Origin of the sequence: Brachybacterium sp., from assembly GCF_036379615.1 — a bacterium.
Classification (GTDB): Bacteria; Actinomycetota; Actinomycetes; order Actinomycetales; family Dermabacteraceae; genus Brachybacterium.
In genome coordinates this window covers 210,264-230,071 of the sequence record NZ_DASVGJ010000061.1, presented here as the reverse complement: position 1 = coordinate 230,071, position 19,808 = coordinate 210,264, and the positions used below count along the sequence as shown (strand labels likewise).

At 71.7% G+C, this 19,808-nt stretch carries 19 protein-coding genes; 3 read left to right on the top strand and 16 right to left on the bottom strand.

Going from position 1 to position 19,808, the window contains the following annotated elements; genetic code table 11:
- Nucleotides 1–26: 26 nt before the first annotated feature.
- The 3 genes from VF289_RS13320 to hrcA form a co-directional block, all read right to left on the bottom strand.
- Nucleotides 27–815, bottom strand: coding sequence for a 16S rRNA (uracil(1498)-N(3))-methyltransferase (locus VF289_RS13320; protein ID WP_330884376.1), 789 nt, complete (start codon nt 813–815; stop codon nt 27–29).
- Nucleotides 816–834: 19 nt separating this feature from the next.
- A complete protein-coding gene (gene dnaJ, locus VF289_RS13315) occupies nt 835–1,962 on the bottom strand; it encodes a molecular chaperone DnaJ (protein WP_330884375.1) in 1,128 nt (375 codons plus the stop codon).
- Nucleotides 1,963–2,069: 107 nt separating this feature from the next.
- Nucleotides 2,070–3,080, bottom strand: coding sequence for a heat-inducible transcriptional repressor HrcA (gene hrcA, locus VF289_RS13310; protein WP_330884374.1), 1,011 nt, complete (start codon nt 3,078–3,080; stop codon nt 2,070–2,072).
- Nucleotides 3,081–3,248: 168 nt separating this feature from the next.
- On the opposite strand from hrcA, the gene VF289_RS13305 reads away from it, so the two are divergent.
- Together VF289_RS13305 and VF289_RS13300 are read left to right on the top strand one after the other, a co-directional pair.
- Nucleotides 3,249–4,136: a DUF3097 domain-containing protein gene (locus VF289_RS13305; protein ID WP_330884373.1), complete on the top strand. Its 888-nt coding sequence runs from the start codon at nt 3,249–3,251 to the stop codon at nt 4,134–4,136.
- Nucleotides 4,137–4,292: 156 nt separating this feature from the next.
- Nucleotides 4,293–5,129, top strand: coding sequence for a DUF4870 domain-containing protein (locus VF289_RS13300; RefSeq protein WP_330884372.1), 837 nt, complete (start codon nt 4,293–4,295; stop codon nt 5,127–5,129).
- Nucleotides 5,130–5,246: 117 nt separating this feature from the next.
- On the opposite strand, the gene VF289_RS13295 is transcribed toward VF289_RS13300, so the two are convergent.
- The 13 genes from VF289_RS13295 to VF289_RS13235 all read right to left on the bottom strand — a co-directional run bounded on the left by VF289_RS13295 (nt 5,247) and on the right by VF289_RS13235 (nt 18,812).
- The gene (locus VF289_RS13295) at nt 5,247–5,618 is read right to left on the bottom strand and encodes an iron chaperone (protein ID WP_330884371.1); all 372 of its coding nucleotides are present in this window, start codon (nt 5,616–5,618) and stop codon (nt 5,247–5,249) included.
- Nucleotides 5,619–5,697: 79 nt separating this feature from the next.
- On the bottom strand, nt 5,698–6,891 hold the full coding sequence (gene hemW / locus VF289_RS13290) for a radical SAM family heme chaperone HemW (protein WP_330884370.1): 1,194 nt from the start codon (nt 6,889–6,891) through the stop codon (nt 5,698–5,700).
- Entirely contained in the window at nt 6,888–7,640 is a 753-nt protein-coding gene (locus VF289_RS13285; RefSeq protein ID WP_330884369.1) for an MOSC domain-containing protein, read from the bottom strand. The genes hemW and VF289_RS13285 overlap by 4 nt, the downstream gene beginning before the upstream one ends.
- Before the next feature lie 40 nt (nt 7,641–7,680).
- Nucleotides 7,681–9,561 carry a translation elongation factor 4 gene (gene lepA, locus VF289_RS13280; RefSeq protein WP_330884400.1) on the bottom strand — a complete coding sequence of 627 codons (1,881 nt, stop codon included), beginning with the start codon at nt 9,559–9,561 and terminating at the stop codon, nt 7,681–7,683.
- 109 nt (nt 9,562–9,670) lie between these two features.
- Nucleotides 9,671–11,293 (bottom strand): aldehyde dehydrogenase (NADP(+)), encoded by a 1,623-nt coding sequence (locus VF289_RS13275; RefSeq protein ID WP_330884368.1) that lies wholly within the window; start codon nt 11,291–11,293, stop codon nt 9,671–9,673.
- A gap of 41 nt (nt 11,294–11,334) precedes the next feature.
- On the bottom strand, nt 11,335–12,312 hold the full coding sequence (locus VF289_RS13270; RefSeq protein ID WP_330884367.1) for a 5-dehydro-4-deoxyglucarate dehydratase: 978 nt from the start codon (nt 12,310–12,312) through the stop codon (nt 11,335–11,337).
- Between the two features lie 153 nt (nt 12,313–12,465).
- Nucleotides 12,466–13,347 carry a LysR family transcriptional regulator gene (locus VF289_RS13265; protein WP_330884399.1) on the bottom strand — a complete coding sequence of 294 codons (882 nt, stop codon included), beginning with the start codon at nt 13,345–13,347 and terminating at the stop codon, nt 12,466–12,468.
- A gap of 81 nt (nt 13,348–13,428) precedes the next feature.
- Nucleotides 13,429–14,142, bottom strand: coding sequence for a FadR/GntR family transcriptional regulator (locus VF289_RS13260; RefSeq protein WP_330884366.1), 714 nt, complete (start codon nt 14,140–14,142; stop codon nt 13,429–13,431).
- 2 nt (nt 14,143–14,144) lie between these two features.
- On the bottom strand, nt 14,145–15,317 hold the full coding sequence (locus VF289_RS13255) for an L-talarate/galactarate dehydratase (protein WP_330884365.1): 1,173 nt from the start codon (nt 15,315–15,317) through the stop codon (nt 14,145–14,147).
- Nucleotides 15,318–15,360: 43 nt separating this feature from the next.
- On the bottom strand, nt 15,361–15,939 hold the full coding sequence (locus tag VF289_RS13250) for a M23 family metallopeptidase (protein ID WP_330884364.1): 579 nt from the start codon (nt 15,937–15,939) through the stop codon (nt 15,361–15,363).
- A 53-nt stretch (nt 15,940–15,992) separates the two neighbouring features.
- On the bottom strand, nt 15,993–16,187 hold the full coding sequence (locus tag VF289_RS13245; protein ID WP_330884363.1) for a hypothetical protein: 195 nt from the start codon (nt 16,185–16,187) through the stop codon (nt 15,993–15,995).
- A gap of 74 nt (nt 16,188–16,261) precedes the next feature.
- Complete coding sequence (locus tag VF289_RS13240) at nt 16,262–17,179, bottom strand: alpha-E domain-containing protein (protein ID WP_330884362.1); 918 nt, start codon at nt 17,177–17,179, stop codon at nt 16,262–16,264.
- Nucleotides 17,166–18,812, bottom strand: coding sequence for a circularly permuted type 2 ATP-grasp protein (locus tag VF289_RS13235; protein WP_330884361.1), 1,647 nt, complete (start codon nt 18,810–18,812; stop codon nt 17,166–17,168). The genes VF289_RS13240 and VF289_RS13235 overlap by 14 nt, the downstream gene beginning before the upstream one ends.
- Between VF289_RS13235 and VF289_RS13230 the strand changes: the two genes are divergently transcribed.
- Nucleotides 18,811–19,530 (top strand): type II toxin-antitoxin system PemK/MazF family toxin, encoded by a 720-nt coding sequence (locus VF289_RS13230; RefSeq protein WP_414644490.1) that lies wholly within the window; start codon nt 18,811–18,813, stop codon nt 19,528–19,530. The two genes, VF289_RS13235 and VF289_RS13230, sit on opposite strands and share 2 nt — an antisense overlap.
- Nucleotides 19,531–19,808: the final 278 nt, after the last annotated feature.

Sequence of the window (19,808 nt, the reverse complement as noted above, 5' to 3'; positions counted from 1 at the left end):
CCCGGATTTCCCCGGCGAGCGGCCCCTCAGCCCCAGCGACCCACCAGGGCGCTCAGCACGGCGAGGGCGGAGGGTCCCGCGGTCGAGGAGCGCAGCACCTCAGGGCCCAGCAGCACGGGGCGGGCTCCGGCGGAGCGCAGCTGCTCGAGCTCGGCAGGAGCGATCCCGCCCTCCGGGCCGACGATCACGACGATCTCCTCGAGCCCGTCCTCGCTCGCCGCGCGCAACTGCTCGGCGAGGCTCATCAGCCCCACCGACTCCTGCTCGTGGAGCACGAGCGCGAGGCTTCCGTCGGCCGCACGCTCCTGGAGTGCGGTGACGAGCGCTGCGGTGGTGACGGGCTCGTCGACCTCCGGGATCCCGGGGCGGCGGCACTGCTTGACGGCCGCCCGCGTGGTGGCGGCCCACTTCGCGCGCCCCTTGCGGAGCTTCTCGCCGCGCCACACGGACACGGAGCGCTGGGCGATCCAGGGCACCACCCGGTCCACGCCCAGCTCGGTCGCGGACTCGACCGCCTGCTCGTCCCGACCGCCCGTCGCCAGGGCCTGCACCAGGGTGAGGCGCGGCAGTCGCTCCACGGCCGGTGACGGGTCGGCGAGCAGTCGCAGTTCGAGCGCCTCCTTGCGGGCGGCGGTCACCTCGGCGAGGACCTGCCGGCCCGGGGCGTCGGTGAGGAGCACCTGCTCCCCCGCACCGATCCGCGCGACCTTCGCTGCGTGGCGACCCTCGTCACCGTCCAGTGCGAGGGCGTCACCCGACCGGGCCCCGGCGAGGGCGTCGTCGAGGATCAGGAACCCGGGAGGGGTCGAGGGCATCGGGAGTGCTCCGGTCCGCTCAGAGGTCCCGCAGGCGCTCGCGGAGCTTCGCGAACGGCCCGCGCTGGCCCTTGCTGCGGCGCGTGGTCTCATCGCCGCGCATCGCCGCGAACTGCTCGAGCAGATCCCGCTCCTCGTCGGTGAGCGAGGAGGGGACGTCCACGTCCAGGACCACTCGGATGTCGCCGCGGCGCTCGCGACGCAGCGGAGTCACGCCCAGTCCCTTCAGGGTGATCTCCTCGCCGGGCTGGGAGCCGGGGCGCACATCCAGCTCCTGCTCGCCGTCGAAGGTGTCCAGCGGGATGGTGGCACCGAGCGCGGCGGTGGTCATGGGCACCGCGAGGGTGGTGACCAGGTCGTCGCCGTCGCGGTCGAACATCTCGTGGTCGGTGACGCTGAGCTCGACGAAGAGGTCGCCGGAGGGCCCGCCGGCCTCACCGGTCTCGCCCTCACCGCGCAGCTGGATCCGGGTGCCGTTCTCGACGCCCGAGGGGATGCGCACGGTCACGGTGCGCTCGGAGGCGGTGCGGCCGTGACCGGAGCAGCCGGTGCAGGGGCTCTCGATGACGTCGCCGTGGCCCTCGCAGGTGGGGCAGGGCGCCATGGTGACCATCTGGCCCAGCAGGGACTGGGCGACGCGCTGCACGTGGCCGGAGCCGCTGCAGGCGGTGCACCGGGTGGGGCTGGTGCCGGGCTCGCAGCAGGAGCCGGAGCAGCGCTCGCACAGCACGGCGGTGCGGAAGGTGACCTGCTCCTCGGTGCCGAAGACGACGTCGCGCAGCTCGATCCGCACCCGGCGCAGCACGTCCCCGCCGCGGCGCTGGCGGGGCACGGGGCCCTGGGTGCGACCGCGCATGCCGGAGGCACCGGCGAACATGTCGAAGATGTCGTTGAAGTCGAAGCCGGCACCGCCCCCACCGGGGAACCCGCCCAGGCCCGGGCCGCCGCCCATGTCGTACTGGCGGCGCTTGTCCGCGTGGGACAGGGTCTCGTAGGCCTGGGAGACGCGCTTGAACTTCTCGGCCGCGTCAGGATCCGGGTTGACATCCGGGTGCAGCGTGCGCGCCAGCTTCCGGTACGCCTTCTTGATCTCCTCGGTCGAGGCCTCTCGGGAGACGCCGAGCAGGTCGTAGTAGTCCTCGTTCACAGCTGTGGATTCCTTCGCAGGGGGTCGGGGTGGACGGGCCGCGGCGGGCGGCGACTGGTCACGACAGGGCGAGCGGTGCGGGGCGGGAGCGAACTCCCGCTGCGCGACTACTCGAGATAGCGGGAGACGTAGCGGGCGATGGCCTGGACGGTGGAGATCCCGGTGGCGTAGTCCATCCGCCGAGGACCGAGGATCGCCAGATGGGATCCGGCCCCGTAGCCGGCGCCGACCACCGCAGTCTGATGCAGTGCCCGGTCCTGCAGCTCGGAGCCGATCCGCACCTCGACCGCACCGGGCGAGACGTGCATCTCGGTGAACAGTCGCAGCAGCACCAGCTGCTCCTCGAGCACGTCCAGCAGGGGCTCGACGTCACGGGAGAAGTCCTGGGCGGACCGGGCGATGTTCGAGGTCCCGGCCATCATGATGCGGTCCTCGGCACGGTTCGCGGCGAGGGCCGCGAGGGTCTCCGCCACCTCGGCGGCGGCGGGCCGCTCAGGGAGCGGGAGCGAGTCGAGGTAGTCGGTCAGCGGTTCCACCAGGTCGGTGACCTCCCGGCCGGCGACCGCGCGGTTCAGGTGGTCGCGCAGCGCCATGTAGTACTCGGCGGGGCGGCCCGCCGTGACGGGGACGGTGCGTTGATCGACCCGACCTGATTCGAGGATCAGCACGACCAGCAGCAGCGAATCCGCCACCTTGACCAGTTCGACATGGCGGATCCTCGCCTGGCGTCGGGCCGGGTACTGGACCATCGCGACCTGCTGGGTGAGCTGGGCGAGCAGCCGCACGGTGCGCGCGAGCAGGTCCTCGACGTCCCCGGCCTCCTCGAGCAGCGAGCGGATCGCCCGACGCTCGGGGGCCGAGAGCGGCTTGATCGTGGCCACGTGGTCGACGAAGGCGCGATAGCCCTTGTCGGTGGGCACGCGCCCGGCCGAGGTGTGGGGCTGATGGATCAGCCCCTCCTCCTCGAGCAGCGACATGTCATTGCGCACGGTCGCGGCGGAGACGCCGAGCTCGTGCCGCTCGAGCAGCGACTTGGAGCCGACCGGCTCGCGGGTGGCGACGTAGTCCTCGACGATCGCGCCGAGGATGTGGAGCTTGCGGGCGTCCGTGTCGCTCACCTCCTGCGCTGCGTGCTTCCGTGTCGTCGGGCCGGTCCCGATGCCTGATCGGTGCCGGTACTGGTTCGGTCCGGATCATGTGTCGGGCCAGATTGGCACTCTGCGATGCCAAGTGCCAATCCTACGCGCACCCGGCGCGCTGCGCGGGGAGGCGTTCGCCACGACGGTATGGTGTCGCGCGTGCCTGCTGACTTCCCCGACCGGTACGGCCGCGATGTGCTGTCCTCCGGTCCCCCTTCCCACCACCGTCGCCGCCCTGTCGCCCGTGAGGTGCCCGCTCAGCGGGATCTGGTGGTCGAGGAGGCCTCGACAGGTTTCACCGGTGCGATCACCCGGGTCGAGAAGATCGCGGGCGAGCTGGTGGTCGAGCTCGAGGACGGCCGTGGGGTGCGTCGCACCTTCCCCCTCGGGCCCGGCTTCATGATCGACGGGAAGCCGGTCGTGCTCAGCCGTGCTCTCGCCGCCGCGGCCCCCGTGCGCCGCCGCTCCGCCTCCGGCTCCGTCTACGTGGAGGGGGCGAAGGCCCGCACCGCCCGCGCGTCGCGGATCTGGGTCGAGGGCACGCATGATGCCGAGCTGGTGCAGAAGGTGTGGGGCCATGACCTGCGCATCGAGGGAATCGTGGTCGAGCAGCTGGAGGGCGCGGACAACCTCGCCGAGCGCGTGCGCGAGTTCGGTCCCTCCCCCGGGCGCCGGCTCGGGATCCTCGTGGACCATCTGGTGAAGGGCTCGAAGGAGTCCCGCATCGCCGCCGAGGTGATGGCCCTGCCCGGTGCCCGCGGCAATGTCACCGTGCTGGGGCATCCGTACGTGGACGTCTGGCAGGCGGTCAAGCCGGCCCGCGTCGGCCTCGAGAAGTGGCCGCACATCCCCAAGGGCACCGACATCAAGGTCGGCTCCCTCGCCGCGCTCGGCTGGCCGCACGCGGACAAGGCCGACATCGGCCTGGGCTGGAAGCGGATCCTCTCGACGGTGCGCTCCTATGCGGACGTCGAGCCCACGCTCTCGGGACGCATCGAGGAGCTCATCGACTTCGTGACCGTCGATCAGGACTGACCTCCGGGGCGGGCACGCCTCTCTCCCCGTGCCGACTGGGGGATATCCCCCGCACGATGCGGCGGGTCGCCGCGCTGCGGGCCCGATCCACGATCAGTAGGCTCGAGTCATCAGCCCGCCGCCGGTCCCGCACCGGCCCGTCCCGAAGAAGGAATCATGAGCCAGTCTCCGCACCCGCACGATCCGTACGGCACCCCGGCCTCCGAGCCGGCCGCTGAACCGGGCAACGCCGCTGCCTCGACCCCGAGCCCCGAGCAGCAGCCGGTCGAGCAGGGGGCCGCGACCTCGGATCCCGCGCTCCACCCGCACGACCCCTACGCCTACGACGCGGACGCCGCCGACAGCAGCCTGCTCGACGTCGACTCCCCGGCGACCGGGAGCCCCCAGGCGGCCTCCGGCGCACAGCCCTCGCAGCAGGCGCCCTACGCCCCCCAGGACCAGCAGGCACCGCACGCTCAGCAGTCACCGTACGCCCAGTCGACGCAGCAGGCCCCGCACGCCGGGTACGCGCAGAGCTCCCAGCAGGGCCACCACGGCGCCGCTCCGGCAGGCGAGGGCGCGGCCCTGCCTCCGGCGGGAACCCGCGGGGTGTACGAGGGTCCGCTGACCGGCGATCCGGTCAGCGGCTCGGACTCCCGCCTCTGGGCGACCATCGCCCAGGCGGCGGTCGCCGTCGGGCACGTGGTCAGCTGGGGCTTCCTCGGCTGGGTGGGCCCGCTGGTCGTCTTCCTGATGTACAAGGACCGTGACCGCTATGTGCGCTTCCACTCCGCGGAGGCGCTGAACGGAGCGATCGCGGTGTTCCTGGCGCAGATCGTGCTCACCATCGCGATCACCATCATAGCCGTGGTCACCTTCGGCATCGGCACGATCCTGTACCCGCTGGTGGGGCTGCCCGCCCTGCTGCAGCTGATCTTCTCGATCATCGGCGCGATCAAGGCGAACCGCGGCGAGTACTGGAGCTACCCGTTCAACATCCGTCTGGTGAAGTGACCCCTCCGGCGCCCTCGGCGTCGTGAGCACAAGAGCCCTCGGGATCCTGCGGATCCCGGGGGCTCTCCTCCTGCGCGCTTCCTGCGCTCTCTTCCCGCACTCCCTCCTGCCGGGCGCTCACATCCAGTTCACGCCGTCGTCCTCGTACTCGCGCAGACGGTGCACGATCATGCGACGCAGCAGGTCCGTCGGCACGGGGACCGTATAGGGCAGCTTGACGCTCCCCTTGCCGGTCTCGAACTCGGTGAGCTCCTCGGCGAAGGCCTCACGGGTGCTCGGGGTGACGGTGAAGTTCGCATGCCAGCGGTGGGCGCTGCAGACGAACAGGATCGTGCCCCGCGGGTGCAGGTACGCCGGACTGCCCCACTTCAGCGCCTCGCTCGCCTCGGGCACGGTCTCCCGGGCCAGGCCCCTCAGCTCACGCAGCCGGGAAGCGGCGGGATCCTCGAGCGCGGCGATGTACTCGTCGACCGTCGTGGGTTTCACCATGGCCTCAGTGTGCACCCGCACACGGGCGCACCGGACGCTTCCGTGCTCGCCCGGCTCGGCCACGCCGCCGGGACGGAGCTCAGGGCACCAGGTCCCGGATCACCGCGTCGGCGAGCAGGCGCCCCTGCCGGGTGAGCACGGCCCGCCCGTTCTCGAGGGCCACGGGATCGAGATGCCCCCGCTCGCGGTGCACGGCGAGCATCCCCCGCCGCTCCTCAGGGATCACGTCGACCGCCAGGCCGTCGGCGATGCGCAGCTCGAGCATGATCCTCTCGACCAGCCGGTCCTCGGCGGCGACCTGCTCGGAGTCCGCGACCGGCATCTCACCGGCGGCGAGCATGCGCGCGTAACGGCTGGGATGCTTCACGTTCCAGGCCCGCAGCCCGTCGCGGTGGCGGTGCGCCCCGGGCCCGATCCCCCACCAGTCGGTGCCGCGCCAGTAGGCCAGGTTGTGGCGGGAGCGCTGCGCCTGGGTGCGGGCCCAGTTGGAGACCTCGTACCAGGACAGCCCGTCGGCGCTCGCGAGGTCATCGACCAGCTCGTACTTGTCGGCCATGTCGTCGGGGTCCGGGGCCTCGAGCTCGCCGCGGCGCAGCTGGCGGGCCATCGCGGTGTTGCCCTCGATGATCAGCGAGTACGCGGACATGTGGTCGACCCCACAGGCCAGCGCGGCCTTCACGGAGGTCTCCACGTCCTGCAACGTCTCCCCCGGGGTGCCGTAGATGAGGTCGAGGCTGACGTCGAGTCCGGCCTCCTTGGCCCAGGCCACGGCCTGCGGCACCTTCTCGGGGTCATGGGTGCGGTCCAAGGTGGCGAGCACCGAGGGCACCGCGGACTGCATGCCGAGGGAGACCCGGGTGATGCCTCCGTCGGCGAGCCGGGACAGGGACGCGCGGGTCACGGAGTCCGGGTTCGCCTCGGTGGTGATCTCCGCGCCGGGAGCCAGCGGGATCAGAGTGCGCAGGTGGTCGAGCATCGCCACCAGGTCGTCCGCGGGCAGCAGCGTGGGCGTGCCGCCGCCGAAGAAGACGGTCGAGACCTGCTGGTACTCGTAGCCGGCGGCGCGATCCGCGGCCAGGGTCAGGTCCATCTCCCGCATCGCGTTGGCAGAGTACTCGGCCTGGGACCCGCCGCCGCCGAGCTCGGTGGCGGTGTAGGTGTTGAAGTCGCAGTACCCGCAGCGCACGGCGCAGAAGGGGACGTGGATGTAGACCGACAGACCCTCGTGGTGGGCGGTGCCGGGAGCCGACGCCGCGCTGTCCGCGCCGTTCACAGCCCCATCCCGAGCCCCAGACCGCGGCCGGTCGAACGCTGGGACGCCGGGAACTGCGCCGACTCCCCCGCTCGCTCCAGCACCGTGAGCGCGGACTGCACGAGGGTCTCGTAGAGCACCGTGCCGCTCGCCTCGGCCCAGTCGAGCAGGGCGCGGGCCTGCGAGGCCTCCAGGCCGCGGAAGGCGTCGCCGATGGTGACCCCGTGCTCCGGGCGGGAGAGGACCTCGATCCGGTCCCCGGCGCTCACCTCCCCCTCGGCGAGCACGCGGAAGTAGGCACCGCAGCGGCCCTGGGCGGTGAAGGTGCGGCCCCACCGACGCTCCCCCATCCGGGCGGCGAAGGTGCCGCAGGGGGTGCGTGGGCAGGTCGCCTCGAGCTCCGCCCCGCCGAGCCGCCAGCGCTCGCCGATCACGGTCTCGTCGGTGTCGTGACCCGCGGTCACCAGGTTCTCGCCGAAGAATCCATCAGGCAGCTCCTGGCCGAGCTCTCTCGCATACGCCTCGCGCACCTCGCGGGAGTAGGCGTAGACCGCCTTGAAGATCCCGCCGTGGTGCTCCCGGTCGCCCTGGACGTCCCCGAGCACGCCGTGGGTGAGCAGGCGCACCGGTCCGTCCGCGGGCCGCTTGTCGATCCCGCTCATGAGGCCGCTGGCCGCGACCGGGAACAGCTCGGCGACGGTGCACACCGCCGCGAGGTGCCCGTCGTCCGCCGGGTCGAAGGCCACCTCGAGGGTGCTGGGTGCGGTCATCGCGGGGCTCCTCCTGCGGCGTCGGGCCGTGGCGCGGGGGTCACTTCTTCTTGCTGTCCTTGGGCATGTCGCCCTCGTCGGAGGAGAGAGCGGCGATGAAGGCCTCCTGCGGCACCTCGACGGAGCCGATGTTCTTCATGCGCTTCTTGCCCTCCTTCTGCTTCTCCAGCAGCTTGCGCTTGCGGGAGATGTCGCCGCCGTAGCACTTGGAGAGCACGTCCTTGCGCATGGCGCGGATGTTCTCGCGAGCGATGATGCGGGCGCCGATCGCGGCCTGGATCGGCACCTCGAACTGCTGTCGCGGGATGAGCTTCTTGAGCTTCCCGGCCATCTCGACGCCGTAGTTGTAGGCCTTGTCGCGGTGCACGATCGCGCTGAAGGCGTCCACCGGCTCGCCCTGCAGCAGCATGTCGACCTTGACCAGGTCCGCGACCTGGGAGCCGGAGACGTCGTAGTCCAGCGAGGCGTAGCCGCGGGTCTTGGACTTCAGCTGGTCGAAGAAGTCGAACACGATCTCCGCGAGCGGCAGCGTGTACCGCAGCTCGACCCGCTCCTCGCTGAGGTAGTCCATGCCGCCGAGGTTGCCGCGCTTGGACTGGCACAGCTCCATCACCGCGCCGATGAACTCGCTCGGCACCAGGATGGTGGCCTTGGTGACCGGCTCGCTGATCTCGCGGACCTTGCCCTCGGGGAAGTCCGAGGGGTTCATGACCTCGACCTCGGTGCCGTCCTCCATGACCACCTGGTACACCACGGACGGGGCCGTGGAGATGAGGTCGAGGTCGAACTCGCGCTCGAGGCGCTCGCGCACGATCTCCAGGTGCAGCAGGCCCAGGAAGCCCACGCGGAACCCGAAGCCGAGCGCGGTGGAGGTCTCCGGCTCGTAGTTCAGGGCGGCGTCGTTGAGCTTGAGCTTGTCCAGCGCGTCGCGCAGCACCGGGTAGTCGGAGCCGTCGATCGGGAACAGCCCGGAGTACACCATCGGCTTGGGATCCGAGTAGCCGGCCAGCGCCTCGGTCGCGCCACGCACCGAGGTGGTGATCGTGTCGCCCACCTTGGACTGGCGCACGTCCTTCACGCCGGTGATCAGGTACCCCACCTCGCCGGGGCCGATGCCGTTGGTGGGGTGCGGCTCCGGGGAGCTCACCCCGATCTCGAGCAGCTCGTGGTGGGCGCCGGTGGACATCATGTCGATGCGGTCGCGGGACTTGAGGTAGCCGTCGACCACCCGGATGTAGGTGACCACGCCGCGGTAGGTGTCGTAGACGGAGTCGAAGATCATCGCCCGGCAGGGGGCGTCCGGATCGCCCACGGGCGAGGGCAGGGTCCGCACCACGTGGTCGAGCAGATCCTCGACGCCGAGTCCGGTCTTGCCGGAGACGCGCAGCACGTCCTCGGGCTCCACCCCCACCAGCTGGCCGATCTCGGCGGCGTACTTGTCGGGCTCCGCGCCGGGCAGGTCGATCTTGTTGAGCACCGGGATGATGGTGAGGTCGTTCTCCATCGCCAGGTACAGGTTCGCGAGCGTCTGCGCCTCGATGCCCTGGGCTGCGTCCACCAGCAGGATCGCGCCCTCGCAGGCGGCGAGGGAGCGGGAGACCTCATAGGTGAAGTCCACGTGGCCGGGGGTGTCGATCATGTTCAGGGCGTAGTTCACACCGTCGACCTGCCAGGGCATCCGCACGGCCTGGCTCTTCACGGTGATGCCGCGCTCGCGCTCGATGTCCATGCGGTCGAGGTACTGGGCGCGCATGGCGCGCTCGTCGACGATCCCGGTGATCTGCAGCATGCGGTCGGCCAGGGTGGACTTGCCGTGGTCGATGTGCGCGATGATGCAGAAGTTGCGCAGGCGATCCTGGGGTGTCGACGCGGGCAGGATGTCCCGGGCCTCATCGACAGCGATCCTCGGGCTCACCGGCATACGTCCTCTCATCGATCCGTACCCGGGCGCAGCGGCACCCGGGCATCGGTTCATCGTCTCACGGTCGTGGCGTCCGGTCCCAGTCGGCCCCGCAGCGGGGCGACCACCGTCACCGCGGGACGGCAGAGCCGTCCGAGACGGGGGATGCGAGATGACCGTCGAGGCGACGGGTCAGCTGCCAGGGGTTGTCCTGCCGCAGCGGCTCCGGCAGCAGGGCGTCGGGGATGTCCTGGTAGGCGACGGGGCGCAGGAAGCGCTCGATCGCCCGGGTCCCCACCGAGGTGGTGCGGCTGTCCGAGGTGGCCGGGAAGGGGCCGCCATGGACCATCGCATGACCCACCTCGACGCCCGTCGGCCAGCCGTTCGCAAGGATTCGCCCGGCCTTGCGCTCGAGCACCGGCAGCAGGGCCCGGGCGGTGGCGTGGTCGTCCTCGGTGAGGTGGAGGGTGGCGGTGAGCTGGCCCTTGAGTCGCTCGGCCGCCTCGAGCAGCTCCTGGACCGAGGAGAAGCGGAGGATCAGGGAGGCGGCGCCGAACACCTCCTGGTGCAGCGCGTCGCTGTCCAGGAAGGCGGTCGCTGCGGTGCTCAGGACGATCGGGGCAGGGGCGTTCTCGGTCTCCCCGACGCGGCCGCGCCCCACGATCGCCACGCCGCTCTGGGCGCTGAGCTCCTCGACCCCCTCGGACCAGGAACGGGCGATCTGGGCGGTGAGCATGGTCTGGCCCGCCAGGTCCGAGAGCGCTCCGGCCACGGCCGCCTCGAAGGCGTCGCCGGCCGCCCCGGCGGGCAGGAACAGCAGTCCGGGTGACGTGCACAGCTGGCCGCTGGAGCCGGTGACCGAGCCGAGGTAGGCCTGGGCGAGGGCGCCGAGGTCGCCCTGCAGCGCCCCCTCGAGGAGGAAGACCGGGTTGAGGGAGCTCATCTCCGCGTGCACCGGGATCGGGACGGGGCGGGCGGCCGCGGTGGCCATCAGCGATGTGCCCGCGGCGCGGGAGCCGGTGAAGCCCACCGCGCGGATCGCAGGATCTGCGACGAGAGCCTGGCCGATGCGGGAGCCCTGGCCGTAGACCAGGGAGAACACTCCCGGGTGCAGATCGTGCGCGGCGACCGCGTCGGTGATGGCGCGGCCGACGAGCTCGCTGGTGCCCGGATGGGCGTTGTGCGCCTTGAACACCACCGGGCATCCCGCGGCCAGGGCGGAGGCGGTGTCCCCGCCCGCGGTGGAGAACGCGAGCGGGAAGTTCGACGCCCCGAACACCGCCACCGGGCCCAGCGGTATCTTCCGCTGGCGGATGTCGGCACGCGGCAGCGGCGTGCGGTCTGGCCGGGCCGGGTCGATCCGCACCCCGAGGTGATCGCCCTGGCGCACCACGTCGGCGAACAGGCGCAGCTGGCCGACGGTGCGGCCGCGCTCGCCCACCACCCGAGTCTCGGGCAGACCCGTCTCTGCCATGACGCGCGCGGTGAGGGCGTCCCCGACCGCGTCGATGTTGTCCGCGATCCGCTCGAGGAACGCGGCGCGGGACTCCGGGTCCAGGGCGCGGAACGAGGCGAAGGCCTTCTGGGCCGCCGCCGTGGCGGTGGCGAGCTGTGCCTCGTCGATCAACGAGTAGCCGGGCTCCAGGTGCTCACCGGTGGCGGGGTTGATGCCGTGGACGATGTCCCCGTGGCCGGCGACGGGGTCACCGGCCAGCAGGGAGCGGCCGCTGAGGGCCGTCGCGGTGGTGGTCATCGAAGCTCCTTGAAGAGGTCGGGGGCTGAGGGGCGCTCGGATCAGGCGGTCCGAGCGAGAGGGCTCTGCGCCGACGCCGCCCGGGTCGAGGAGGGGCTCGGGCCGATGCCCGCGCTGTCGATGAGGGCCGACAGATCGGCGACGTCCTGAGCGGTGAGGTCCTGCAGCGGCGGCCGCACGGAGCCGACGCCGCGACCGATCGCGGTGAGCCCACCTTTGATGATCGAGACGCCGTAGCCGTTCGCGCGATGGCGGATCTCCAGGTACGGCAGCACGAAGCGTTCGAGCTTCTCGGAGACGGCGGCGCGGTCCTGACGGCGCACGTCGGCGTAGAACTCGAGCGCGAACTCGGGCACGAAGTTGTACATCGCGGAGGAGTACGTGCTCATCCCCAGCTGCAGCAGCGGCAGGGCGAACACCTCGGCGGTGGGCAGGCCGCCCAGGTAGAAGAGACGATCGCCGTTGCGGGTGTGCACCCGGGTGAGCTGCTCGATGTCGCCGAGCGCATCCTTGAAGCCGATGAAGTTCTCATGGCGCTGCGCGAGGCGGTGGACGGTCTCCGCCTCGTAGCGCGCAGTGGCCCGGTTGTAGACGATGACGCCCAGCCCGGTCGCCTCGCAGACCGCGGAGACGTGGGCACCCAGGCCCTGCTGGTCGCACTCGGTGAGGTACGGAGGCAGCAGCAGCAGACCCTCGGCTCCGGCAGCTTCGGCATCACGGGCGTTCTGCACGGCCTGGGCGGTGGAGCCGGCGGCCGAGCCGAGCACGGGGGCCCGGTCCCCCACCTGCTCGACGGCGATCCGGATGACGCGTGCGGTCTCCGCAGGGGTGAGGCTGAAGCCCTCCCCGGTGCCGCCGGCGGCGAACAGCCCGGCGACGGGGAAGCTCGCCTGCCAGTCGAGGTGGGTGCGGTAGGCGGCCTCGTCGACCTCGAGATCGGCGTCGAACGCGGTGACGGGGAACGAGAGCAGGCCCTCCTGGAGGGTGGCGGCGAGTTCCGGAGGGGTGAATCGAGCCACGTGCATCGTCCTTCTGACGGCGCGCCGGGGGGGCGCGAGCGGGAATGTGCTTCGACCGTACGGACGTCGTACGATGCCTGTCCAAGCCCGATTCGGCATCCGGTGATGCCGTCCAGGTATCGCCGAGGCCGGCCTCGCGGAGCAGCCGCAGCGTCAGGCGGGCGCCCGCAGCACCTCCAGCACGCGCAGCAGCGCCGGATCGCGGGCGTCGCGGTTCCAGATGGCATGGAGCTCGACCGGCTCAGGGGCGAGGTCCGCCAGGCCCAGGTACTCGACGCCCTCGATCCCCAGCAGCCGCGCGGACCCCGGCACGAAGGCCAGCCCGTGCCCGGCGGCGACCAGCGAGACCATCGTGAGGATCTGGCCCACGGTGTGCACCACGTTCTCGTGCGCCACCGGGAGCTGGCGGATCACCAGGTCGTAGAAGTACCGGGCCTGGATGGGGTGGTGCATGATCAGCGGCACCTGCGAGAGATCGGCGGCGCGCAGCGTTCGGTCGACCTGCGACAGCGGGTGCCCCGAGGGCACCGCGAGCACCAGCTGCTCGGAGAACAGCAGCCACGACTCGAACCGAGCGGTGTCGAAGGGTGGTCGGGCGAGCCCCAGTTCCAGGTCACCGCGCTGGAGGGCACGCACCTGCTCCCCGCTGACCTGCTCCTCGAGCGCGACGTCGATCTCGGGCAGTGCGGAGGCGATCTCCGCCAGCAGCGGCCCCAGCAGGCTGAAGCCGGTGGCTGCGGTGAATCCGATCCGGATCTCACCGGCCCGGCCGGAGGCGATCCTCCGCGCGGCGGCCGGGGCCCGCTCGGCCGCGACCACCAGCCGCCGCGCCTCGACGAGGAACGCCCGCCCGGCGGCCGTGAGCGTGACCTTGCGGCTGTCGCGTTCGAGCAGGATCACGCCGACGCTGCGCTCGAGCTTCTGGATCTGCCGGCTCAGCGGCGGCTGCGTCATCGCCAGCCGCTCGGCGGCGCGGCCGAAGTGCAGCTCCTCCGCCACGGCGATGAACTGTCGCGCCTGCTCCAGGGTGAACATGATGCCCTCCAGGTATCGGTCGACGCCCCGACGGGCGTGAACTGGCATCGTAAGTTCCTGATGCGCCGCCGCTCCGGGCGGCTAGGCCCTCTCCGGCTGAGAGCTGCCCGCTCGGTTCTCCGGCGGTTCCGGCGACTCGGTCAATCGCTGCCGGGAGCCGATCAGATGCATGCGCATCGCCGCGGCCGCGGCGCGCTCCTCCCCCGCCTCGATCGCCGCCAGCACGGCCGAATGCTCTGCCGCGGCAGCCGCGGCCGCAGTCGTCTCGAGCCGGGACCGCGGCATGACGATCATCGTCGGCCCCAGCGCGTCGAGGAGATCGAGGAGGTAGGGGTTCCCCGAGGCCACAGCGACGGAGCGGTGGAACGCGAAGTCGTGCTCGAGCGCGGCGGCGGGTGTGTTCACGGCGCCCTCGAAGGCTGTCAGGGCGTCCCGCAGCGCGGCCAGATCGCCGACTCCCCGCCGGGCGGCCGCCAGCGCCGCCGCCTCGCTCTCCACCCCGGCGCGCAGCTCGAGCAGTGCACGGCGATCCTCGAGGCTGCGCACCGGGCGACCCGGCCAGCCGCTGCCGGGCTCGGAGGGCGGGGTGAGGGCGAAGCTGCCCGCACCGCGGCGGGTGCGCACCAGCCCGTCGGCCCGCAGCCGGGTGATCGCCTCGCGCACCACGGTGCGGCTCACGCCGTGCTCGGCGATCAGCTCGTTCTCGCTGGGCAGCTTCTCGCCGGGGCTGATCTCTCCCTCTACGATCTGCTGCCGCAGCGTGGCCACCAGCTCCTCGGTGCGGTGCGCGGCCATGCTCAGGCGGCCCCGAACTCGACGGAGTCGGTGGTCCAGGCCCGCGCCTGGCCGCTCAGGGTGATGCCCAGGCCCGGACGATCCGGGACCAGCATCCGGCCCTCGCGGGTCTCCAGCCGCTCCTCGAACAGCGGATCCAGCCAGTCGAAGTGCTCCACCCAGCTCTCCCGCGGATAGGCGGCCGCCAGGTGCAGATGGATCTCCATCGCGAAGTGGGGCGCGAGGTCCAGGCCGGCATGATCGGCGAGAGTGGCGAGCTTCAGGAACGGGGTGATGCCCCCGACCCGCGGCGCGTCGGGCTGGAGCACGTCGCAGGCACCGACCTCGATCAGCCGCAGGTGCTCGCCCACCGAGGCGAGCATCTCGCCGGTGGCGATCGGGGTGTCCAGCGCCCGGGCGAGGGCGGCATGACCCTCGGAGTCCTCGGCATCCAGCGGCTCCTCGATCCACACCAGGTCGAGCTCCTCGAGCCGCCGACCCATCCGCAGCGCGGTGTGGCGGTCCCATTGCTGGTTCGCGTCCACCATCATCGGCACGTCCGGCCCGAGGTGCTCCCGGATCGCGGTGGCGCGCCGCAGATCCTCCGCACCGTCGGGGAGGCCCACCTTGATCTTGATGCCGCCGATCCCCTCGGCCAGGGAGCGGTCGGCGCGCTCGCGGATCTCGTCGACCGACGCGTGGAGGAAGCCGCCGGAGGTGTCGTAGGTGCGCACGCCGTCCCGGTGGGCGCCCAGCAGCTTCGCCAGCGGCAGGCCGGCCCGCTTGGCCTTGAGGTCCCACAACGCGATGTCGATCGCGGCGAGCGCCTGGGTGGCGACGCCGGAGCGTCCGACGGAGGCCCCGGCCCACTGCAGCTTCGAGTAGAGCTTGGCGATGTCGCTCGGATCCTCGCCGATCGCCGCCCCGGCGACCTCCGCGGCGTGGGCGTACTGGGCAGGGCCGCCCGCTCGCTTGGAGTAGCTGAAGCCCACGCCCTCATGTCCCTGTGCGGTGGTGATCTCCGCGAACAGGAACACCACCTCGGTCATCGGACGCTGCCGGCCGGTGAAGACCTTCGCGTCCGAGATCGGGGTGGGCAGCGGCAGGGTCGCGGTGGACAGTCGCAGATGGCGGATCACATCAGGGGTGTACGGCACGGAGGATCCTTCGTCGGTCGGCAGGGACCGACTTATCATACAAGGCTCGTACTTGTTTGTTAAGTATGGGAGTCGTGGGAGCTCAGCACACTCCGACGAACTCCCCGTTGCGCGGCAGTCCGTCCGGGAAGGTGATCGCGACCGCGCGGGCGCGCGTCGGGTCCGCAGAGGTCATCGCCTGGAGGTGCAGGTGCGGCTCGGTGCTGTTGCCCGAGTTCCCGCAGCGGGCCAGCACGTCCCCTGTCGCGACCCGCTCGCCGGGGCCGACGGTGACGCTGCCGCGCTGCAGATGGCACAGCGCCACGAACACCTCGTCGCCGCCGTGACGGCAGCGCAGGATGACGTGGTTACCGGCCACCGCCCGCCATCCCTCGGCGACACGGGTCCCCTGAGTGAGGGAATAGACGATCGAGGGGAGGCCGCGGTGGGCGGCATGGTCGACCTCGCCGTCGTGGACGGCCGTGACGACGCCGTCAAGGGGGCTGCGCACCTCCCAGCCGAATCCGGGGAAGGCCTCCGGCGGTTCCGGGGTCAGCAGCGAGCGGGGGCGCAGCGGGGCGCTGCGGCCGCGGTCGTCGACCGGCACCAGGTCGATCGCGTGGTCCAGGGCGAGCCGGCTCGTGCCGTGGCTCGGGACCTGGTGGGCGGGACTGTTCTGCACCCGCCAGCGTCCGGGTCTCGGCAGGGCGAGGAGCAGCGGAGTGCCCGAGGGGCTCATTCGTCCGGCCCGGGCTCTGGGCCGTTGACGCCGACGATCCGCTCCCCCACCACTGCCCAGGCGGAGAAGGCGGCGACGCCGAAGCCGAATGCCTCCCGGCGGGCGGTCGCCTTCGGGCCCTCACCGGTCACGGCGCGGGCCAGCAGCAGGCCCCCGACCAGGTCGGCACCTCCCCAGAGAGCGTTCACCACCGCCGCCCCCGCGATTCTCGATCCTGGCCCCATGGTTCCTCCGTTCGTCGTCGGCGGGCCCGCGGGGCGAGCGCTCAGCTCGCCGGATGGAAGTAGGTGGTGCCCAGCGCCCGGGTGACGGCGCCGGTGACCAGCTGCAGCTGCTCCATCTCCTCGTCGAAGCCGTCCATGATGTCGTCGAGCGAGCGGAAGCGCAGGCTCGCCAGGGCCCGTCCCACGATCCGGCGGCCCGGCTCCGAGGCGCCAAGGCGGTCGAAGCTGTTGCCGTGGAGCTTGGCGAGGGTCTCGAGCGCCTCGTCGAGCTCGCTGAGGCAGTGCACGGCCGAGCGCGGGAAGATCGAGTCCAGCAGCAGGAACTCGATCGCCCGGTACGACCGGACGCGACCCCGGTAGGAGCGGATATAGGCCTCGTGCGCACTGCACGAGCGCAGCAGCATCACGGTGCCGGCGGAGGACGCGTCCTCCAGGTCGTGGTCCTGCAGGTTCCGGGCGAGCATGTCCACCCTTTCGAGGAGCTGCCCGATCCGCAGGAACAGCCAGGCCTCGTCACGCGCCATCGAGGAGTCCACGAGCCCGTTGACCACCGCACAGCGGTCCTTGGCGAACTGGAAGGCGCCGTGCATGCGGGAGGGGCGCACCCCGCGGGGCAGGCCGAGGGTAGTGGTGTTCAGCGACTCCCACACCTCCGTCGAGAGCACCTCGCGCACGCCGCGGGCGTTCTCCCGGGCGGTGAGCAGGGCGCCTGCCACAGACGACGGATTCATCCGGTCGGTGACCAGGCGGTCCAGCACCCGCTGGACGGTGCAGTCGCCCTCATCGACCTGCTCCACGCCGAACACCTGGTAGACGGAGCCGCACGCGGCGGTGAGATCCTCCGGGGTGTCCTCGGTGATCGACTGCAGCGTGACGTCGAGGATGCGGGCGGTCTGATCGGCCCGCTCGACGTAGCGTCCGATCCAGAACATCGCATCGGCGATCCTACTGAGCATCATGGGGTGCCTCCTCCACGTCGATGATCGGGATCGCGGAGGTGACCGGGTCCGGCTCGGGGGCCTGTTCCTCGACCGCCTCCTCGCGCACGTCCTCGAACTCGTCGTAGCTGTCGTCGGTGGGATCCTCGATCCCCTCGCCCCGGGCCTCCTGGGACTGCGAGGCCGAGGGCGCGCTGTCGGTACCGGTCGAGCGCTCCGTGGCGAGCACCCAGGTGTCCTTGGAACCGCCGCCGCGGGAGGAGTTCACGATCATCTCTCCGCGGGGAAGGGCGACGCGGGTGAGCCCGCCCGGCAGCACCCAGACATCGTCGCCGCTGTTCAGCGCGAAGGGGCGCAGATCCACATGCCGGGGCTCGGGACCGTCCTCGACCAGGGTGGGGATGGTGGACAGCTGCACCACCGGCTGGGCGATCCAGCCCCGCGGATCAGCCTCGAGCCGGGCACGCAGGGCGTCGAGCTCCTCGGCGGTGGCGGAGGGGCCGATGACGATGCCCTTGCCGCCGGAGCCGTCGACGGGCTTGACCACCAGCTCCTCGAGCCGGTCGAGCACCTCGGCGCGGGAGTCGGGCTCCTCCAGCCGCCAGGTGTCGACGTTCGGCAGGATCGGCTCCTCGGAGAGGTAGTAGCGGATCAGGTCCGGCACGTAGGTGTACGTGAGCTTGTCGTCGCCGATGCCGTTGCCGATGCCGTTGGCGACCACCACGTTGCGGGCGAGCACCGCGCGCACAAGGCCCGGCACCCCCAGCATCGAATCGGGCCGGAACACCTCGGGATCGATGAAGTCGTCGTCGGTGCGCTTGTAGATCACGTCCACGCGCCGCAGCCCGGCGGTGGTGCGCATGTAGATGCGCTCGTTGCGCTCGACGAGGTCTGAGGCCTCGACCAGGTCCACACCCATCGTGCGCGCCACCAGGGAGTGCTCGAAGTAGGCGCTGTTGAAGCGCCCCGGGGTGAGCACGACCACCGTGGCCTCCTCGTCGGCGATGTCCGGCGCGGCCGCCTGCAGCGCGGCCAGCAGCCGGCCCGGGTACTCGCCCACCCGGCGGACCGGCCGGGCCGCGAACAGCTCCGGGAAGGCCTGCGCCATCGCACGACGGTTCGAGAGCACGTAGCTGACCCCGCTGGGGGTGCGCACGTTGTCCTCCAGCACCCGGAACTCGTCCGCGCCGTCCCGCACCAGGTCGATGCCGGAGATATGGATCCGCACGCCGTTGGGCGGGGTGTAGCCGCGCATCTCCTCGACCACGTAGGCGGAGGACGTCACGAGCTCCGCGGGGATCACTCCGTCGGCGATCGCGGACTGGTCGTTGTACAGATCGTCCAGGAAGCGTTCCAGGGCGCGCACGCGCTGGGAGATTCCGGCGGAGACGCGCGCCCATTCCTCGGCCGCGATCACCCGGGGGATCGCATCGATCGGGAAGGGTCGCTCCTCCCCGGCATGGTCGAAGGTGATGCCCTGGTCGAGGTAGCTGCGGGCCAGCGACTCCGACCGGGCACGGAACTCCTCGGGCCCGAGGCCGGCCAGCGCATCGTGCAGAGCGCGATAGGTGGGCCGCACGGTGCCGTCGGGCGCGAACATCTCGTCGCCCCCGGAACCAGTGCGAGCGCTGTGGAACAGCGAGGTGGCAGACATGCCTACCATTCTCCCATCACCCCCGATCCGCGTGGCGACGTTCGCGCAGGAAGCGAGAACCATGTCCCTGGCCTCCCGGCTCGCCTCCCTCCTCCGCACCGCGTCCCGTTCCCCCGCCGTGCGCCGCGGCGCACGCGCCCTGGGCCGGGCTGCGGTCCGCGCCGTCCAGGACCGGCGTCACGACACGGTCCGTGGCGTGCAGTCATCGGACCCCTCACGGCAGTCCGCCCCGCGCCCTGCGGAGGGTGACACCTCGGGTCGGCAGCGCGACCACGCCCTCGCCGATCGACGCGGGAGCACCCCGCCGGCTCTCGTCTACGCGCCCCGACAGGACGAGCGCCCCGACCCCGGTGAAGTGGTGTGGGCCTGGGTCCCGTACGAGGAGGACATCTCCCAGGGCAAGGACCGCCCGGTGCTCGTGGTGGCCGAGGAAGGTGCGGAGGTGGGCGGCGAGGACGGTGCCGGCACTGTCCTCATCGCTCTGATGCTCACCTCCCGCGACCGCACCGAGAGCGGCGCGGTGGCGACCGACGAGCACGGCGCGACCTGGGTGGACATCGGCTCCGGGGAGTGGGATCGCCAGGGTCGTCCCTCCGAGGTCAGGGCGGATCGGCTGCTGCGCCTGGCTCCCGACGCGGTGCGCCGCGAGGGCGGTCGCCTGGATCGGGAGCGGTACGACCAGGTCGCCTCGGCGGTCCAGGAGCTCCACGGCTGGTGAACACCTCCCCCGCCGGGTCATGACCAGCCGTGATGACGACAGCCCAGGAGACACGCCGCACATCCGGTACGGCGACCCGGTCGGGTTCTGGTAATGTCCTGCACCGTATGTGTGACATACCGTTCGGTGTGCGCATGACGTGGTCCCGCCGTGTCAGGGGCGACGCTTCGTGCGACCCGGGCGAGTACCCGTGGCAGCGACCCGGTACCGACGTCTCCAGGCGAGTCCCCACCGCCGTCCCCGTCGGCTCCGTTCCTCGGCCGTCACGGATGATCCAC

Coding starts and splice junctions, on each gene's coding strand:
- VF289_RS13320 (WP_330884376.1), bottom strand. CDS start 815: ATGCCCTCGACCCCTCCCGGGTTCCTGATCCTCGACGACGCCCTCGCC.
- VF289_RS13305 (WP_330884373.1), top strand. CDS start 3,249: ATGGTGTCGCGCGTGCCTGCTGACTTCCCCGACCGGTACGGCCGCGAT.
- VF289_RS13300 (WP_330884372.1), top strand. CDS start 4,293: ATGAGCCAGTCTCCGCACCCGCACGATCCGTACGGCACCCCGGCCTCC.
- VF289_RS13295 (WP_330884371.1), bottom strand. CDS start 5,618: ATGGTGAAACCCACGACGGTCGACGAGTACATCGCCGCGCTCGAGGAT.
- VF289_RS13285 (WP_330884369.1), bottom strand. CDS start 7,640: ATGACCGCACCCAGCACCCTCGAGGTGGCCTTCGACCCGGCGGACGAC.
- lepA (WP_330884400.1), bottom strand. CDS start 9,561: ATGCCGGTGAGCCCGAGGATCGCTGTCGATGAGGCCCGGGACATCCTG.
- VF289_RS13275 (WP_330884368.1), bottom strand. CDS start 11,293: ATGACCACCACCGCGACGGCCCTCAGCGGCCGCTCCCTGCTGGCCGGT.
- VF289_RS13265 (WP_330884399.1), bottom strand. CDS start 13,347: ATGTTCACCCTGGAGCAGGCGCGACAGTTCATCGCCGTGGCGGAGGAG.
- VF289_RS13260 (WP_330884366.1), bottom strand. CDS start 14,142: ATGGCCGCGCACCGCACCGAGGAGCTGGTGGCCACGCTGCGGCAGCAG.
- VF289_RS13255 (WP_330884365.1), bottom strand. CDS start 15,317: ATGATAAGTCGGTCCCTGCCGACCGACGAAGGATCCTCCGTGCCGTAC.
- VF289_RS13240 (WP_330884362.1), bottom strand. CDS start 17,179: ATGATGCTCAGTAGGATCGCCGATGCGATGTTCTGGATCGGACGCTAC.
- VF289_RS13230 (WP_414644490.1), top strand. CDS start 18,811: ATGCCTACCATTCTCCCATCACCCCCGATCCGCGTGGCGACGTTCGCG.
- VF289_RS13235 (WP_330884361.1), bottom strand. CDS start 18,812: ATGTCTGCCACCTCGCTGTTCCACAGCGCTCGCACTGGTTCCGGGGGC.